Here is a 16,716-nt window from a genome sequence, read left to right on the forward strand (position 1 = left end):
GGTCATGGCGCGAGTCTATCTGTCTTGACATCGAGATATCTTGCCGGATATCACTTGTCTTGATGTCGAGAGATATGTGGGATCCCCTGGTCTACGGTCGCTACGCCGACGAGCGCTCGCGACCGTTCTTCGATCTTGTTTCCAGGATAGCCGTGGAGCGCCCCGGTTACGTGGTCGACGCGGGCTGCGGCACCGGTGAGCTCACCGCCGAGCTCGCCAGGCGGTGGCCGGACGCCCGCGTCCACGGGTTCGACTCCTCGCCCGCCATGATCGAGAAGGCCCCCGCGGGCGGTTCGCTGAGCTTCTCCGTCGACGACGTCACGACGTGGCGCCCCGAGCGCCCGGTCGACGTGATCGTGTCCAACGCCGTCCTGCAGTGGGTGCCTGAGCACCGCGAACTGCTGCCGCGCTGGGTGGAGGCCCTCGCCCCCGGCGGCCGGCTCGCCTTCCAGGTCCCCGGCAACTTCGACGCCCCCAGCCACACCCTGATCCGCGAGCTGTGCCGCACCACGTGGCGCGACCGGCTGGGCGACCTGGCCAGGCCCTCCCCGGTCGACGACCCGGCCGCCTACCTCGGCCTGCTCACCGGCCTCGGCTGCCGGGTGGACGCCTGGGAGACCACCTACCTGCACGTCCTGCCCGGTGACGACGCCGTGCTCACCTGGATCACCGGCACCGCCCTGCGCCCCATGCTCGACCGTCTGTATCCCGCCGAGGCCACCGCCTTCCTCGCCGACTGCGCCGCCGCCCTCCGCGAGGCCTACCCGCCCGAGCCGTACGGCACGGTCTTCCCCTTCCGCCGGATCTTCGCGGTCGCTCAGAAGTGATCGTTGGAATGTAGCCCGGACAGCGGTGGCGTCCTGGTCACGGCACTGGCCGGGGTTCCTGGACGGATAACAGGGCATCAATAAATACTGCGAAGAGACGGTAGATATCTGGGCAAATCTGGGGATGACCTGTGGGAATAGAGATCGAGGACAAGTTCGACGTGCCGGTGGACTACCGGCTGCCGGACCTTACCGGCCTGCCGGGTTCGACAGGGGTGGTGGGGCCGAAAACCCACCAGCTGGTCGCCCTCTACTTCGACACGCCCGATCTGAGGCTCGCCGCGCGGGGGATCACCCTGCGCAGGCGCAGGGGTGGCACCGATCCCGGCTGGCACCTCAAACTTCCCAAGGCCAAGGGCGTCCGGCAGGAGATCACCCACCCGCTGACCCGGAGCGCCAAGATCGTCCCGGCCGAGCTGGCGGACCTCGTGCTCGCCTACACCCGGGGCGCCCCGCTCGCGCCCATCGCCGAGCTGGACACCCGCCGCTCCGTCACCACCCTGGTCAACGGTGCCGGGGTGGGGCTGGTCGAGATCGCCGACGACCGGGTCAAGGGCACCGTGTTCGGTGACGAACCCCACGTCGAGCGCTGGCGCGAGGTGGAGGCGGAGCTGCTCCAGGGGGAGGAGAAGCTCCTGAAGAAGGTCGGCAAGCGGCTGGGCAAGGCCGGGGCCGTCCCCGCCGACTCGGCGAGCAAGCTCGCGCGCCTGCTCGGCGGCGCCGGAGCGGTCTCGGAGCATCCGCGCGCCGAGACCGCTCCCGGGTCGGCGGGCGAGGTCGTCCTCGACTACCTCACCTCCCAGGTCGGCGCGCTGCTCGCCCAGGACCCCCGGGTCAGGAAGGCGGAGGAGGACGCCGTACACCAGATGCGCGTCGCCGCCCGGCGGCTCCGCAGCGCGCTGAAGTCGTTCAAGACGGTCGTCGAGGGGACCGACGACCTCAGGAAGGAGCTCAAGTGGCTCGGCGCGGTCCTCGGTGAGGCACGTGATCTGGAGGTCATCCGTGAGCGGTTCGCGCGCCGGCTCGACAGCCTGGACGACGCGCTGATCGTGGGCCCGGTGCGGGCGAGGCTCAGCTCCGACCTGCTGGACGACGAGCACGAGGCCCTCGACCGGATCAGGGACATCATGGGCGGGGAGCGCTACTTCGCCCTGCTCGACGCCCTCGACGACCTGACAGGCACCCCGGTGCTCACCAAGGCCGCGAAGAAGCCCGCCGACACCCTGGAGGTCGTCGCCGCCAAGAGCTGGCGCCGGGTCACCAGGATCTACGACACCGCCCAGGCCGTCGAGGACGAGTCCGAGCGCGAGGTCGCGATGCACGAGGTGCGCAAGGCGGCCAAACGGGCCCGCTACACCGCCGAGGTGATCGGCATGAGGAAGCTGGCCAAGCGGGCGGAGGACGTCCAGGAGGTGCTGGGCAACCACATGGACGGCGTCGTCGCGCAGGAGCGGCTCGCGGCCGAGGCCGGAAACGCCCGCCTGGTCGGGGAGGACACGTTCACCTACGGCGTGCTGACCGGCGTGGAGCGGGCCGCGGCCGCGCGCGCGTGGGAGGAGTTCCCCCGGATCTGGGAGAAGACCAGGGTCGCCGTCGCGAAAATCCTCTGAAGGGACGGCCGAACGGGGACGACCCCACCCGGCGTCTCGGTCACGGCGAGCTCCGGCGGCACGAGGTCCCCCATGCTCCGGCGGCACGAGATCCTTCACGGCGGGACGGCCGACGTGTCCTTCACGGAGGGACGCCGACGCCTCAGGCGTGCCGTCAGACGTCGTAGGCGTCCACGGCCACGACGTCGCCGCCCGCGTGGTGCAGCACCATGAACGCGCCCTTGGCCAGCCGCGTGTCGCCCGCCCGTTCGTCGAGCCCGGCGATCAGCTCGGGCAGGACCTTGCCGTGGCTGCAGAGCGCGACGGGCCGGTTCGAGGCCATCGCCTCCGTGGCCAGGCGCAGGGAGGCCCGGCAGTCGTAGCCGTTCTCCGACAGGACGGATTCGAGCCGGATCGGCAGACCGGCCCGCTCGGCGTACGGCTCCAGGGTCTGTACGCACCGCCTGCTGGGTGAGCTGACCAGCTCCGCGGGGCGGAAGGCGCCCAGCACGCTCGCCAGCACCTCGGACTGCCCGCGCCCGCGCCCGTCGAGCGGCCGGTCGTCGTCGTCGCCCTTCCAGTCCTGCCGGTTTCCCGCCAGGGCGTGTCGTACCAGCACGAGCGGGGTGGTCGCGAGCGGCGCTTCGCCGAGCGCGCGCAGCAACCCGGCGTCCCACTCGTAGCTCAGGCGCCGTGCGGCCTCCTCCACCGGTAGCCAGGCCACGCCGTCGACCTCGTGGGTGTCGGTGCGACGGCCCTCGGAGACCGTCCTGGCCAGCCAGTAGTCGACCCGCTTGGGCCGCCCGCCCTTGAGGTAGTGGCTCGACGGCAGCGACCGGCCGAACTCCACGGTGAGGCCCGTCTCCTCGGCCACCTCCCGCAGCGCGCCGGCGACGGGGTGCTCACCGCGCTTCAGCTTCCCCTTGGGGAACGACCAGTCGTCGTACTTGGGCCGGTGGACGAGGGCGACCTCCGGCGCGTCGGGGGAGCCGCGCCAGATGACCGCCCCGGCCGCGTGGATCATGTCGTCCGGGCGGGGGCCGCGCTCAGTCATCGATCGCTCTCCACCTGCGGGTGCCGATCAGGTAGGTCTGCAGGTCGTCGCCGGGGTGCCGGGTCCAGGTGCCGTCGGAGTTGAGCCACCAGGTCGCGGTGTCGTCGGACATGGCCCGGTCCAGCAGGTCGCTGAGATAGTTGCGCTGCTGCTGGCTGGAGACCTTGACCAGCGTCTCCACCCTGCGCTCGATGTTGCGGCGCATCATGTCACCGCTGCCGATCCAGATCTCCGGGCGCCGGCCGTGGCCGAACTCGTAGATCCGCGAGTGTTCGAGGAACCGGCCGAGCACGCTCCGCACCCTGATGTTCTCCGACAGGTCGGGGACACCGGGGCGGAGCGTGCAGACCCCGCGCACCCACAGGTCCACCGGTACGCCGGCCTGTGACGCCCGGTAGAGGGCGTCGATGATGGGCTCGTCCACCAGGGAGTTCGTCTTCATCCTGATCCTGGCCGGCCGTCCCGCCTCCTGGTGGGAGATCTCCCGCTCGATCCTGGCCAGCAGCCCGCCGCGCAGCGAGTGCGGGGCGACGAGCAGCCGCCGGTAGGCCGAGTGGTTGGAGTAGCCGGTGAGGTGGATGAACAGGTCCGTGACGTCCTCGCCGACCAGCCGGTCGGCGGTGAGCAGGCCGAGGTCCTCGTACAGCCTGGCGGTCTTGGGGTTGTAGTTCCCCGTGCCGATGTGGCAGTAGCTGCGCAGTTCGCCCGAGGGCTCCTGGCGCACGACCAGGGCGAGCTTGCAGTGGGTCTTCAGGCCCACGACGCCGTAGACCACGTGGCATCCGGCCCGCTCCAGCTTGCGAGCCCAGGTGATGTTGGCGTGCTCGTCGAACCTGGCCTTGATCTCCACGACCACGACGACCTGCTTGCCCGCCTCGGCGGCGTCGATCAGCGCGTCCACGATCGGCGAGTCGCCGCTGGTGCGGTAGAGCGTCTGCTTGATGGCGAGCACGGCGGGGTCGGCCGCGGCCTGCTCGATGAAGCGCTGCACGCTCGTGGAGAACGAGTCGTACGGGTGGTGCAGCAGCACGTCCCGCTCGCGCAGCACCGCGAAGATGTCGTCCTCGACGTGCACGACCTCGGCGGGCACGAACGGGCGGAAGCTCAGCTCGCCCCGGTCCAGGTCGGCGATCGCGTGCAGCCCGGTCAGGTCCAGCGGCCCCGGCAGCCGGTAGATCTCGTGCTCGGCGACCCCCAGCTCGTCCACCAGCAGGTCGAGCACCTCGGGCGTGATGGTGTCCTCGACCTCCAGCCGGACCGGGGGGCCGAAGCGGCGCTTGAGCAGCTCGCGCTCCAGCGCCTGCATGAGGTTCTCCGTGACGTCCTCGTCGACGTCGAGGTCCTCGTTGCGGGTCACCCGGAAGACGTGGTGCTCGACGATCTCCATGCCCTTGAACAGCTGTCCGAGGTGGGCGGCGATCACGTCCTCCAGCGGGACGAAGCGGTCCCTGGAGGCCGTGACGAAGCGGGGGAGCTGGCTGGGCACCTTCACCCTGGCGAAGACCGTGTTGCCCGTCGAGGGGTTGCGGACGGTGACGGCCAGGTTCAGGGACAGACCCGAGATGTACGGAAAGGGATGGGCGGGGTCGACGGCGAGCGGCGTCAGCACCGGCCTGATCCGCTCCCTGAAGAGCTTGCGCATCTCGCTGCGCTCGTCGCGGCCCAGATCGTCCCAGCGCACGATCTCGATGCCCTCGGCGCCCAGCTGCGGGCAGATCCGCTCGTGGAAGCAGGCCGACTGCCGCTGCGCGAGGTCGTTGGCGATGGCCGCGATCCTCGCCAGCTCCTCACGCGGTTTCAGCCCGCTCTTCGTGCGGAGCAGCAGGCCGGTGGCCATCCGTCGTTTCAACCCGGCCACCCGCACGCGGAAGAACTCGTCGAGGTTGCTGGCGAAGATGGCGAGGAACCGCACCCGTTCGAGCAGGGGCAGCGACGGATCCTCCGCCAGCTCCAGAACCCGTTGGTTGAACTGGAGCCAGCTCTCCTCCCGGTTGAGGAAGCGTTCCTGGGGTAGGGAGAGCCCATCGGGGGCCGGGCGAACGAGTTCAGCGGACATATGACCAGAATGCCCGCTTTGATTGAACGGAACGTTAACTTCGTCTCAACGAGCGCTGTTGCTTACTCACTTGGTTCAAGCTTTTCCCGCCCCGCGTCGACGGAGCTTGCGTGCCTGCGGCCGTCCCCGGCGGCCCTGGCCTCCTTGAGCCGCGCCTTCTCCAGATCTCGCAGCTCGCGCTCGCGGGCCTTCTCCTGCTCCCGCAGCAGTCGCTGCTGCTCCCGGTACTCCCGCTCGCGCACCTTCTCCAGCTCCCGCTGCTCGCGGAGCCGGATCTTCTCCAGGTCCTTGGCGAGCTTCTCGGCCTCGCGCCGCTCGCGCTCGCGGGCCTTCTCCTGCTCCTTGAGCTCGCGCTCGCGCAGCTTCTCCTGGTTCTTCAGCTCCCGCTCGCGGGCCTTCTCCAGCTCCCGGATCTCCTTCTCCGTCAGGGGTGGCGACTCCTCCGGGGGAGGTTCCGGCTCCTCCGGCTCCTTCTGCTCCGGCCCGGTGGCGCGCGGCCGGGGGCCGGAGGGGTGGGGTTCCGACGGGCGCGGCTGTGGATGGGCGAGCCGGTGCTCCAGGCCGCGCGAGGCCGTGGTCAGCCGGGGGTTGGGATCCAGGCCGGTCAGACCGTTCCAGGCCAGGTTGACCAGGTGGGCGGCGACCTCCTCGCGCGCCGGTCTGCGCACGTCGAGCCACCACTGGCCGGTCAGCGCCACCATGCCGACCAGCATCTGGGCGTACATGGGAGCCAGTTTGGGGTCGTAGCCTCGCTCGACGAACTCGTCGACCATGACGTCCTCAACCTGGCTGGCGATGTCGTTGATCAGGCTGGCGAACGTGCCGGTCCCCGAGGCGGCGTGCGAGTCACGGACGAGGATGCGGAAACCCTCGCTGTTCTCCTCCACGTAGGCCAGCAGGGCGAGGGCCGCCCTCTCCAGCTTGATCAGCGAGTGCGAGGCGGACAGCGCCTCGGTCACCAGGCTCAGTAACTTCTGCATCTCCCGGTCGATGACGACCGCGTACACGCCCTCCTTACCGCCGAAGTGCTCGTAGACCACCGGTTTGGAGACGTTCGCGGTCGCCGCGATCTCCTCGACCGATGTGCCGTCGAACCCTTTCTCCGCGAACAGGGTCCTGCTGATCTGGATCAGCTGTTCCCGGCGTTCCTTACCTGACATGCGCCGTCGGGGTTCGCTCACGTCTCTAATAATGGCGTTCCCCCGCTCCCGGACGGGACCCGAACCCCGGGTCAGGCGGCGATGCGCTTGGCGGCGAGGCGCTCGGGCGTCGGCCAGCGCACGTCGTAGGCCCATCCGGCCTTCTCGAACCAGCGGATGACGCCCGCGCTGAGATCGATCTGCCCCTTCAGCACGCCGTGCCGGGCGCAGGTCGGGTCGGAGTGGTGCAGGTTGTGCCAGGACTCGCCGAAGGAGGGGATGGCGAGCCACCACACGTTGCGCGACTTGTCGCGCGACTCGAAGGCCTCCTCGCCGAAGACGTGGCAGATGGAGTTGATCGACCAGGTCACGTGGTGCAGCAGGCCGATCCTGACCAGCGTGCCCCAGAAGAAGCCGGTCGCCATGCCCCACCACGACCAGGTCAGCAGGCCGCCCAGCAGGGCGGGCATCACCATCGTGGTGATCGCCAGGACGGGGAAGAACTTGTGCAGCTTGATGATGTCCGGGTCCTTGACCAGGTCGGGCGCGTACTTCTCGCGGTTGGCCCTGTCGGCCTCGAAGAGCCAGCCCATGTGTGCCCAGAGCAGGCCCTTGGCCACGGCCACGAAGCCCGTGCCGAAGCGCCACGGCGAGTGCGGGTCGCCCTCCTTGTCGGAGAACTTGTGGTGCTTGCGGTGGGTGGCCACCCAGTCGAGCACCGACATCTCCATGGAGAGGCTGCCGGCGATGCCCAACGCGATCTTCAGCGGGCGCTTGGCCTTGAACGAGCCGTGCGTGAAGTGGCGGTGCAGGCCGACGGTGACGCCCAGTCCGGTGACCACGTAGAAGACGCTCGCGATGATGACGTCGGACCAGCCGAGTCCCCACCCCCAGGCGAACGGGACGGCCACGACCAGCGCGATCAGCGGGGCGCCGACCACCACTCCGAAGGTGATGATCTCGGGCAGGGTCTTCCGCTCGGGGTCGATGTCAGGTTTTGGGCCCTGAGCAGGGCGCTCTTCGATGAGGGTCATGCGCTACCTCGCGGTGGCTCGGAAAAGGCAAGGACTCATGTCCGGCTACGCAACCGTAACCTACGCAATCGTAAGTTAGGAACACCTAAGCGCCTAATGTCAGGAACATGACTCTCTGGGATTCACTCCGTAGCGGGTCCATCACTTGTTCTACCCCCGGCTGACCTGCTAAACGAGGATCCCGCGCGCGCCCGCCCGTGAGGCCGGGGTGACGCCCGGGGGATCCGTGCCTCCTGGGGGCGTCCGGGACGCCCGGGGGGCGGGCGACCGGGCGCGCCCGGTCGCACGGGCCCCGGGGGCGGGTCGCGGAAGCGGGTGCGGAAACGGGGCGCGTTCGGCGGTGCGGGCTCTGTATCGTAGGGGTGCCGGGCGTACGGGTTCCGTCCCGATCGCCCGACCGGTCCGGCATTGGGTAATTGGCAGCCCGCAAGGTTTTGGTCCTTGTTGTCCAGGTTCGAGTCCTGGTGCCGGAGCAATCCACTTCTGTCTGTTTTATTCGCTCGGCTGGTCGGCTGAGTGGCTCCCCGAGGGGGAAGGTATCCTCACGGTGTCGAGCAGGTGAGGACGCCGCCCCCCGGGGTAGCCGTTCGTCACCACGCTTCGCCATGTCTCAGTCGCGACGCCGAGGGAGCCTCGTCCGTGAGTGTGCCGCGCCCGGCAGCCGTCATCGTCCTCGCCGCAGGCGAGGGCACCCGGATGAAGTCGAGAACACCGAAGATCCTCCATGAGCTGTGCGGCCGCGCCCTGGTCGACCACGTGCTCGCCGCCGCCAGGGACCTCGAACCCGAGCGGCTCGTCGTCGTCATCGGCCACGAGAGGGAGCGGGTCCAGACGCACCTGACCGGGACCGATCCCGACGCGCGGACCGTCGTCCAGACCGAGCAGAAGGGCACCGGCCACGCCGTCAGGACCGCACTGGAGGCGACCGGCACCATCGACGGCACCGTCCTGGTGACGTACGGCGACACGCCGCTGCTGCGCGCCGAGACCCTCGCCGCCCTGCTCGAACGGCACGGACAGGACGGCAACGCCGTCACCGTGCTGACGGCCGAGGTCCCCGATCCACGCGGCTACGGCCGGATCGTCCGCGACGCCTCGGGAGCGGTCCTGGAGATCGTCGAGGAGAAGGACGCGAACCCCGCGCAGCGGGCGATCAAGGAGATGAACTCCGGCGTCTACGCCTTCGACGGACTCCTGCTCGCCGACGCGGTCAAGCGGGTGTCCACCTCCAACGCCCAGGGCGAGGAGTACCTCACCGACGTCCTCGCGATCCTGCGGGAGGACGGCCACCGGGTCGGCGCGCACATCGCGGCCGACTACGTGGAGGTGGAGGGCGTCAACGACCGCGTACAGCTGGCGTTCGCCCGCAAGGTGCTCAACGCGCGCCTGCTGGAGGCCCACATGCGGGCCGGGGTGACCGTGATCGACCCGGCCACCACATGGGTCGACGCCGACGTCATCCTCGAGGCGGACGTGGTGATCCACCCCGGCACCCAGCTGCACGGCTGCACGACGGTCGCCGAGGGCGCGGAGATCGGCCCCGCCAGCACCCTGACCGACACGATCGTCGGAGAGGGCGCGCTGGTGCGCAACGCCGTCTGCGTCGACGCCGTGATCGGCCCCGAGGCCCTGGTCGGGCCGTACGCCTACCTGCGCCCCGGTACGGTCCTGGCGCGCAAGGCGAAGGCGGGGACGTACGTTGAGATGAAGAACGCGCAGGTCGGTGAGGGGGCCAAGGTGCCACACCTGAGCTACGTGGGCGACGCCACGATCGGTGCGGGCGCCAACATCGGCGCTTCGGCGATCTTCGTCAACTACGACGGGGTCAACAAGCACCACACGACGGTGGGAGAGAACGCCTTCGTCGGGTGCGACACCATGCTCGTCGCGCCGGTCACGATCGGCGACGGCGCGTACACGGCCGCGGGATCGGTCATCGACGGAGACGTCCCCCCGGGAGCGATCGGGGTGGCACGTGCGCGCCAGCGCAACATCGAAGGATGGGTCGCGCGCAGGCGCGCGGGCACCAGATCGGCCGAGGCGGCGCTACGGGCCGCCGAGGCCGGGGAACAGCAGGGGAGCCAGACGTGAGTGAGCGAAGCGAGCGGCCCGGCGAGCGGCCCGATGGGCGGTCCGGCGGGCGCGGCGGCGTCGCGCGGGTATCGGCGGGCTCTCAGGCGAGGGGGACGGCATGAGCGGCATCAAGAAGACCGGTGAGAAGAACCTGATGTTCTTCTCCGGGCGCGCGCACCCGGAGCTGGCGGACGCGGTGGCGAGCCACCTCGGGGTCGACGCGGCGCCGACAACGCTGCGCGACTTCGCCAACGGGGAGATCTACGCCCGTTACCAGGAGTCGGTCCGCGGCTGCGACGCGTTCGTCATGCAGAGCCACACCTGGCCGATCAACCAGTGGATCATGGAACAGCTGATCATGGTGGACGCGCTCAAGCGCGCCTCCGCCAAGCGGATCACCGTGATCATGCCGTTCTACGGCTACGCCCGCCAGGACAAGAAGGGCCGGGGCCGCGAGCCCATCACCGCCCGCCTCATGGCCGACATGTTCAAGACGGCCGGGGCCGACCGGCTGATGTCGATCGACCTGCACACCTCCCAGATCCAGGGCTTCTTCGACGGCCCGGTGGACCACCTGTTCGCGATGCCCGTCCTGGTCAACTACCTCAAGGACAAGCTCGACCTCGCCAGCACCACGGTCGTCTCGCCCGACACCGGCCGGGTGCGGCTCTCGGAGCGCTGGGCCGACACGCTGGGCACCCCGCTCGCCTTCATCCACAAGCGCCGCGACCTCGACGTGGCCAACCAGGTGAAGGTGAACGAGGTCGTCGGCCGGGTGAGGGGCCGGACCTGTGTGCTGATCGACGACATGATCGACACCGCGGGGACGATCTGCAAGGCGGCCGACGCGCTGTACGAGCAGGGCGCGACCAACGTGGTCGTGGCCGCCACCCACGCGGTGTTCTCCGACCCCGCGGTCGACCGGCTGAAGAACTCCGGGATCTCCGAGGTCATCGTCACCGACACGGTGCCGCTGCCCGAGGAGAAGAGGTTCGACAAGCTCACCGTGCTGTCGATCGCCCCCCTGATCGCCCGCGCCATCAACGAGGTCTTCAGCGACGGCTCGGTGACGAGCCTCTTCGAGGGCGACAGCTGACACCCCGTCCCGTCCCCGGGAAACCGTCGTGCACGCGTTCCCGGGGACGGTCCTCTTCCCCGTTCCCGGAGCGCGGTGAAGCCCCTTCCGGAGCTGTCCGAGGGCGTTCGGGACCGCGACGCGTTCGGCGTCACCGTTGACACGGTAGGGTTGTGGGATTGCGTGCGCTCGTAACGCCTTCCGCTAGGGCGGGTGAGGGGGAGCGCACCTTTCCGATTCCCGAGATCCCTAGGAGATCAGCCATGTCCGAAGTGGTCATCACCACCGAACTCCGTGACAAGTTCGGCAAGGGCGCCGCCCGCAAGATCCGTCGCGAGGACAAGGTCCCCGTCGTCCTCTACGGGCACGGCACCGAGCCCCAGCACCTGTCCCTGCCGGGTCACGAGCTGCTGCTCGCCCTGCGTACGCCGAACGTGCTGATCCGCCTTGAGGGCGCCGTGACCGAGCTGGCCCTGCCCAAGGGCGTCCAGCGCGACCCGATCAAGGGCTTCCTGGAGCACGTCGACCTCATCCTCGTCCGTCGCGGCGAGAAGGTCACCGTCGACATCCCCGTCACCGTGGTGGGCGACGTCGCCGACGGCATCCTCGACCAGCAGCTCGTCTCCGTCTCCGTCGAGACCGAGGCCACCCACATCCCCGAGGGCGTCGAGGTCGACGTCGAGGGCCTGGAGGTCGGCACCCAGATCACCGCCGCCGACCTGAAGCTGCCCAAGGGCACGACCCTCGCCGCCGACCCCGAGGCGCTCGTCCTCATCGTCGCCGCGACCCCGGTCGCCGAGCCGGAGGGCGAGGCCGCCGAGACGGCCGAGGCCGCTCCGGCCGCCGAGGGCGAGAGCGCCGAGTAGTTTTCTCTGCTAGATCTGTCAGGGCGGCCCGGGACCGGGCCGCCCTGACGCGTGTGAAGGGATGCCGATCGTGGACCGCTGGTTGGTCGTGGGCCTGGGAAACCCCGGGCCGGAGTACGCCGGGAACCGGCACAACGCGGGGTTCATGGTCCTGGACGAGCTCGCCGCGCGAGCCGGGGGACGGTTCAAGGCGCACAGGTCGCGGGCGGAGGTCCTGGAGGGCCGCCTGGCGGGTGTCCCCGCCGTGCTGGCCAAGCCGCTGTCCTTCATGAACCTCTCCGGCGGGCCGGTCAAGGCCCTGGCCGACTTCTACAAGGTCGACCCGGCCAGGGTGGTCGTGGTCCACGACGAGCTGGACATTCCCTACGGCGCGCTGAGGGCGAAGCTGGGCGGCGGCGACAACGGCCACAACGGGCTGAAGTCGATCACCAAGTCGCTCGCGACCAAGGACTACCTGCGGGTGAGGTTCGGCATCGGCCGCCCGCCGGGCCGGATGGACGCCGCGGCCTACGTCCTGCGCGACTTCGCCACCGCCGAACGCAAGGATCTCGCCTTCCTCGTCGACCGCGCCTCCGACGTGGTGGAGTCGCTGATCAAGGTCGGCCTGGAGCCGACCCAGAACGCCTTCCACGCCGGCGACCTGAACATCTCCGGCCCGCCCAGATAGCCGGCTCAGCCGGTTGGCCTCAGGAGGTCGGCCTCAGGAGGCCCGCCCGCCTGCCCGTCCGGACGGACGGACCTCCGGACGGCCGGGGCCCCAGACGCTCGGAGCGATCGGAGCGCTCGGACGGCCGGCCCGCCCGGGGAGCCGGTCCGTCCGGGCATTCGGCCCGCCGGGAAGCCGGGGTGTTCGTGCCGTGCTCCCCGTGACCGATGTCAGCGGCGGTCGAACGCCATCAGATTCTGCAGCAGCTCGGCCTGCTCGATCGCGTCGTCAAGCGCGTTGTGGGTGTGCGGACGCCGGGACCGCAGGTGCTCGGGCATCTGCCGCTTGGTCGCCCAGCCGATCGGTACGCCCGCCTTGGCCGCGTACAGCGTCTTGAGGTCGATGCACCGCGAGTGCCCGAACGGCGAGGCGCCGGTGAAGCGCATGAAATACCAGTAAATCCACATCCAGTCGTAGGAGAGCGGATAGGCCGCCAGCACCGGCGAGCTGTTCCCGCACACCTCGCGGATCCACGCGGCGGCCTCCCGCATCGCCTCGGCCGGGTCGCGGCCCTCGCGCATCAGCGTCTCCCGGTCGAGCCCGCTCACGGCGAGCGCCTCGGGCACGTGGTCGTCGCTGATCGGCCGCAACTCCGCGTAGAGCGTGAGGGTCTGTGGATCCACCGGCTCGAAGACCTTTCCGGTCATCCGCCCGGCCACGGCCATACCCATGCTGATCATTGAATAAGGCCCCGGAATGGGGCCATCGGCCTCGACATCCACAGAGATGTATGTTTCGGTCTTCAACCTTCTGGTCTCTCCCGCCACCGCTAGCATTCCATGACTGTCTGTCCGTGAACGGTTACGCAGGGGGAGCGCGTGCGCGACGTGACCGCATTCCAGGCCGCACAACAGAGCGGGTCGGGAGCCGTCCAGGCCACGTGGGAAGCCGAAGGGAAGGCCGTGCCGGCTGTGCGGGAAGGCGAGGCGAAAGCCGTCCCGCACACACGCGAAGCCGGAGCCGCCCCGGACATGCGGGAAGCCGGGGCCATGCGGGAAAGCGGGGCCGTGCGGGAAGGCGGGTCCGGGGCCGTGCGGGAGGCAGGGGCCGTTCCGGTCGCGCGGCGGCGCACACCGGGCTGGGTGCGGAAGCACCGCGCGACGGCCGTCGCCGCCGACACCGTCTGCGCCGCCCTGGCCGGAGCCCTCGCGCTGTTCGTTCGATTCGGCGAGGTTACCGCCTACGTCTTCCCGTACGTCGTGCTGAGCGCCGCCCTGCCCGTCGTCTGGGTCTGCGTGGTCGCGCTGAACCGCGCCTACGAGCCCCGGCTCATCGGCCTGGGCTCCGAGGAGTTCCAGCGGATCCTGCAGTGCGGCTTCATGCTCACCGCCGCCCTCGCCGTCTGCGCCTACCTCACCAAGATCGAAGTGGCCCGGGGCTACGTGGTGCTGGCGCTCCCGCTGACGACACTGCTCACCCTCCTCGCCAGGTACGTCCTGCGCCGTTCCCTGCACCGCAGGCGGGCGCGGGGCGGGTGCATGCGGCGGGTCGTGGCGGTGGGTCACCGGGCGGCGATCACCGAGTTGGTCCGCAGGTTCCGCCGGGAGCGCTACCACGGCATGGAGGTCGTGGCGGCGTGCATCCCGCGCGGCGGGATGCACGATGTGGAGAGCGTGCCGGTCGTCTCGCGCGGCGGGATGGGCGACGTGGCGGGCGTGCCCGTCCTGGGCGACCTCTCCGAGGTCGCGCTCGCGGTCGGGCGGGTCTCGGCCGACACCGTGGCCGTGCTCGCCTGCCCGGAGATGGACGGGGTGGCGCTGCGGCGGCTGGCCTGGCGGCTGGAGAAGACCCACACGGACCTGATCGTCGCCCCCGCCCTGATGGAGGTGGCCGGGCCGCGGATCACCATTCGCCCGGCGGCGGGACTGCCGCTGCTGCACGTGGACCACCCCGAGATCTCCGGCCTGCGCCAGGTGCTCAAGAACCTGTTCGACCGGGTGGGGGCCGGGCTGCTGCTGACGGCGCTGCTGCCCCTGCTGGCGGGGGTGGCGGTGGCCGTACGGGCCTCGGGGCCGGGACCGGTGTTCTTCCGGCAGACGAGGGTGGGGCGCGACGGCGCCGAGTTCACGATCTACAAGTTCCGGACGATGCGCGCCGACGCCGAGCACCGGAAGATCGCCCTGTCCAGCGACGGTCCCGGCCTGCTCTTCAAGATCCGTAATGATCCGAGGGTGACGCCGCTGGGCGCCCGGCTGCGCCGTCACTCACTGGACGAACTGCCGCAATTGATTAACGTGGTTCTGGGGCATATGTCGCTGGTCGGCCCCCGGCCGCCACTACCCGAGGAGGTCGCGAGGTACGGTGACGACGTCCGCCGTCGATTACTGGTCAAGCCAGGCATGACCGGCCTCTGGCAGGTGAGTGGCCGCTCTGACCTCTCCTGGGAGGAATCCGTACGATTGGACCTGCGTTACGTGGAGAGCTGGTCCCTCATGCTGGACCTGCAGATCCTGTGGAAGACTTGGTCGGCTGTCGCGCGAGGAGCTGGAGCATACTGATGACCGTTCGCGACGATCACGAGCTCGCCGCCGAACTGGCGACGACGGCCGGTGAGAAGCTGGCGGCGCTGCGCGCGGAGCGCGGCTTCGGCGACCCGTCCGAGCTTCGCAAGGAGGGAGACGCCTCCTCCCACGTGTTTCTCATGGAGGCCCTGTCCCGGCTGCGTCCGGGTGACAGTGTGCTGTCCGAGGAGGCGACCAGCGAGGAGCGCCTCGACTCGCGCAGGCTGCGCGCCGAGCGGGTCTGGATCATCGACCCGCTGGACGGCACCCGCGAGTTCGCCGAGGAGGGCCGCTCCGACTGGGCGGTCCACGTGGCACTCTGGGAGCGCGGCACGCTGACCGCCGGAGCCGTCGCACTGCCCGCCCAGGGCCGTACGCTCTCCACCCTCGAACCCCCCGTGCCGCCCGCCCCCGAGGCGGGCGCGAGGCCCAGGATCGCGGTCAGCAGGACCCGTCCGCCGGAGTTCGTGCAGAACCTGGCCCGTCTCGCCGGCGCCGACCTGGTGCCGATCGGTTCGGCGGGCGCCAAGATCTCCGCCGTGCTCACCGGCGAGGTCGAGGCCTACGTGCACGCCGGCGGCCAGTACGAGTGGGACTCCGCCGCGCCTGTCGCGGTGGCCCTCGCCTCAGGGGTCCACGCGAGCCGTATCGACGGCTCGCCGCTGGTCTACAACCAGCCCGACCCCTCACTGCCGGATATTCTTGTTTCCCTACCGGGACTGGCGCCAACGTTGCTCGCTGGAATCCGGGATCTGCACCGCTAATCCCCGCTAGGAGAGTCTGATGCTTCAGCGCGACTACACCACGTCGCAGCTCGATGTCCTCGAGGCAGAGGCTATTCACATCATGCGTGAGGTCGCGGCGGAGTTCGAGCGTCCCTGTCTGCTCTTCTCCGGGGGCAAGGACTCCATCGTCATGCTCCGCATCGCGGAGAAGGCGTTCTGGCCGGCGCCGATTCCCTTCCCCCTGATGCACGTCGACACCGGGCACAACTTCACCGAGGTCATCGAGTTCCGTGACCGCCGAGCCGCCGAGCTGGGCGCCCGCCTCGTCGTCGCGAGCGTCCAGGACTCCATCGACGCGGGACGCGTCGTCGAGGAGACCGGTCGCAGGGCCTCGCGCAACCGGCTCCAGACCACGACGCTGCTGGACGCGATCGAGGAGAACGAGTACGACGCGGTGTTCGGCGGCGCCCGCCGCGACGAGGAGAAGGCTCGCGCCAAGGAGCGCGTGTTCTCCTTCCGCGACGACTTCGGCCAGTGGGACCCCAAGAACCAGCGTCCCGAGCTGTGGAACCTCTACAACGCGAGGATCCGCAAGGGCGAGCACATCCGGGTGTTCCCGCTGTCCAACTGGACCGAGCTCGACATCTGGGACTACATCCGGCGCGAGGGGATCGAGATTCCGTCGATCTACTTCGCCCACACCCGCAAGGTGTTCGAGCGCGACGGCATGCTGCTCGCCGACAGCGAGTTCATCACCCGTGACGAGGACGAGTCGCTCCTGGAGATGACGGTCCGCTACCGGACGGTCGGTGACGTGACCTGCACCGGCGCCGTCCAGTCGGGTGCCGCGACGGTCGAGGAGATCATCGAGGAGATCGCGGTGACCCGGATCACCGAGCGCGGCGCCACCCGCGCCGACGACCGGGCCTCCGAGGCGTCCATGGAGGACCGCAAGAAGGAGGGCTACTTCTAGTGAGAGTCCGAATCTTCGACGCCCCGTGCGCCCCGTGCGACCTGGCCCACCCGGTCCACCCGGCCCACCGCGAGTCCCTTCCCGCGCGGTCCGGCCGC

Annotated in this window: 13 protein-coding genes, 1 tRNA gene and 1 pseudogene; 10 read left to right on the top strand and 5 right to left on the bottom strand. The window is 69.9% G+C overall.

Going from position 1 to position 16,716, the window contains the following annotated elements; translation table 11 throughout:
- The first annotated feature begins 62 nt into the window (after positions 1-62).
- Both AB0B96_RS14455 and AB0B96_RS14460 read left to right on the top strand, forming a co-directional pair.
- Positions 63-827, top strand: a complete 765-nt coding sequence (locus AB0B96_RS14455) for a trans-aconitate 2-methyltransferase (RefSeq protein WP_362898794.1) — start codon at positions 63-65, stop codon at positions 825-827.
- A 131-nt stretch (positions 828-958) separates the two neighbouring features.
- A complete protein-coding gene (locus AB0B96_RS14460; protein WP_362898796.1) occupies positions 959-2,437 on the top strand; it encodes a CYTH and CHAD domain-containing protein in 1,479 nt (492 codons plus the stop codon).
- 154 nt (positions 2,438-2,591) lie between these two features.
- Here the strand turns inward: AB0B96_RS14460 and AB0B96_RS14465 are convergent, their stop codons facing one another.
- The 4 genes and pseudogenes from AB0B96_RS14465 to AB0B96_RS14480 form a co-directional block, all read right to left on the bottom strand.
- Positions 2,592-3,470, bottom strand: a complete 879-nt coding sequence (locus AB0B96_RS14465) for an NUDIX hydrolase (protein WP_362898798.1) — start codon at positions 3,468-3,470, stop codon at positions 2,592-2,594.
- A complete protein-coding gene (locus AB0B96_RS14470) occupies positions 3,463-5,526 on the bottom strand; it encodes an RNA degradosome polyphosphate kinase (protein ID WP_350950216.1) in 2,064 nt (687 codons plus the stop codon). Before AB0B96_RS14470 ends, AB0B96_RS14465 begins: the two co-directional genes overlap by 8 nt.
- A 578-nt stretch (positions 5,527-6,104) precedes the next feature.
- Positions 6,105-6,686: pseudogene (locus AB0B96_RS14475) on the bottom strand (TetR/AcrR family transcriptional regulator); the annotation flags it as partial.
- 71 nt (positions 6,687-6,757) lie between these two features.
- Positions 6,758-7,699, bottom strand: coding sequence for a fatty acid desaturase (locus tag AB0B96_RS14480; protein ID WP_362898801.1), 942 nt, complete (start codon positions 7,697-7,699; stop codon positions 6,758-6,760).
- Between the two features lie 401 nt (positions 7,700-8,100).
- Between AB0B96_RS14480 and AB0B96_RS14485 the strand changes: the two genes are divergently transcribed.
- The 5 genes from AB0B96_RS14485 (at position 8,101) to pth (ending at position 12,380) form a co-directional block, all read left to right on the top strand.
- A tRNA-Gln gene (locus tag AB0B96_RS14485) sits at positions 8,101-8,172 on the top strand.
- A 166-nt stretch (positions 8,173-8,338) separates the two neighbouring features.
- The gene (gene glmU, locus AB0B96_RS14490; RefSeq protein WP_362898803.1) at positions 8,339-9,790 is read left to right on the top strand and encodes a bifunctional UDP-N-acetylglucosamine diphosphorylase/glucosamine-1-phosphate N-acetyltransferase GlmU; all 1,452 of its coding nucleotides are present in this window, start codon (positions 8,339-8,341) and stop codon (positions 9,788-9,790) included.
- A 100-nt stretch (positions 9,791-9,890) separates the two neighbouring features.
- Positions 9,891-10,868: a ribose-phosphate diphosphokinase gene (locus AB0B96_RS14495; RefSeq protein ID WP_350950220.1), complete on the top strand. Its 978-nt coding sequence runs from the start codon at positions 9,891-9,893 to the stop codon at positions 10,866-10,868.
- Positions 10,869-11,110: 242 nt separating this feature from the next.
- Positions 11,111-11,713, top strand: coding sequence for a 50S ribosomal protein L25/general stress protein Ctc (locus AB0B96_RS14500; RefSeq protein ID WP_362898805.1), 603 nt, complete (start codon positions 11,111-11,113; stop codon positions 11,711-11,713).
- Positions 11,714-11,774: 61 nt separating this feature from the next.
- On the top strand, positions 11,775-12,380 hold the full coding sequence (gene pth, locus AB0B96_RS14505; RefSeq protein ID WP_350950222.1) for an aminoacyl-tRNA hydrolase: 606 nt from the start codon (positions 11,775-11,777) through the stop codon (positions 12,378-12,380).
- 209 nt (positions 12,381-12,589) lie between these two features.
- On the opposite strand, the gene AB0B96_RS14510 is transcribed toward pth, so the two are convergent.
- Complete coding sequence (locus AB0B96_RS14510; RefSeq protein WP_362898807.1) at positions 12,590-13,090, bottom strand: 3'-5' exoribonuclease; 501 nt, start codon at positions 13,088-13,090, stop codon at positions 12,590-12,592.
- A 318-nt stretch (positions 13,091-13,408) separates the two neighbouring features.
- Here AB0B96_RS14510 and AB0B96_RS14515 point away from each other — a divergent pair, with 318 nt between their 5' ends.
- From AB0B96_RS14515 to cysD, 3 genes are read left to right on the top strand one after another with little or no spacing between them, the layout of a single operon-like run.
- Positions 13,409-14,917: a sugar transferase gene (locus AB0B96_RS14515; protein WP_362898810.1), complete on the top strand. Its 1,509-nt coding sequence runs from the start codon at positions 13,409-13,411 to the stop codon at positions 14,915-14,917.
- Positions 14,917-15,684, top strand: coding sequence for a 3'(2'),5'-bisphosphate nucleotidase CysQ (locus tag AB0B96_RS14520; RefSeq protein ID WP_362898812.1), 768 nt, complete (start codon positions 14,917-14,919; stop codon positions 15,682-15,684). Before AB0B96_RS14515 ends, AB0B96_RS14520 begins: the two co-directional genes overlap by 1 nt.
- 19 nt (positions 15,685-15,703) lie before the next feature.
- Entirely contained in the window at positions 15,704-16,618 is a 915-nt protein-coding gene (gene cysD / locus AB0B96_RS14525) for a sulfate adenylyltransferase subunit CysD (protein WP_350950225.1), read from the top strand.
- The last annotated feature ends 98 nt before the right edge of the window (positions 16,619-16,716 follow it).

It is taken from the genome of Streptosporangium sp. NPDC049046 (assembly GCF_040649155.1).
In the GTDB taxonomy this organism is placed as follows: domain Bacteria; phylum Actinomycetota; class Actinomycetes; order Streptosporangiales; family Streptosporangiaceae; genus Streptosporangium.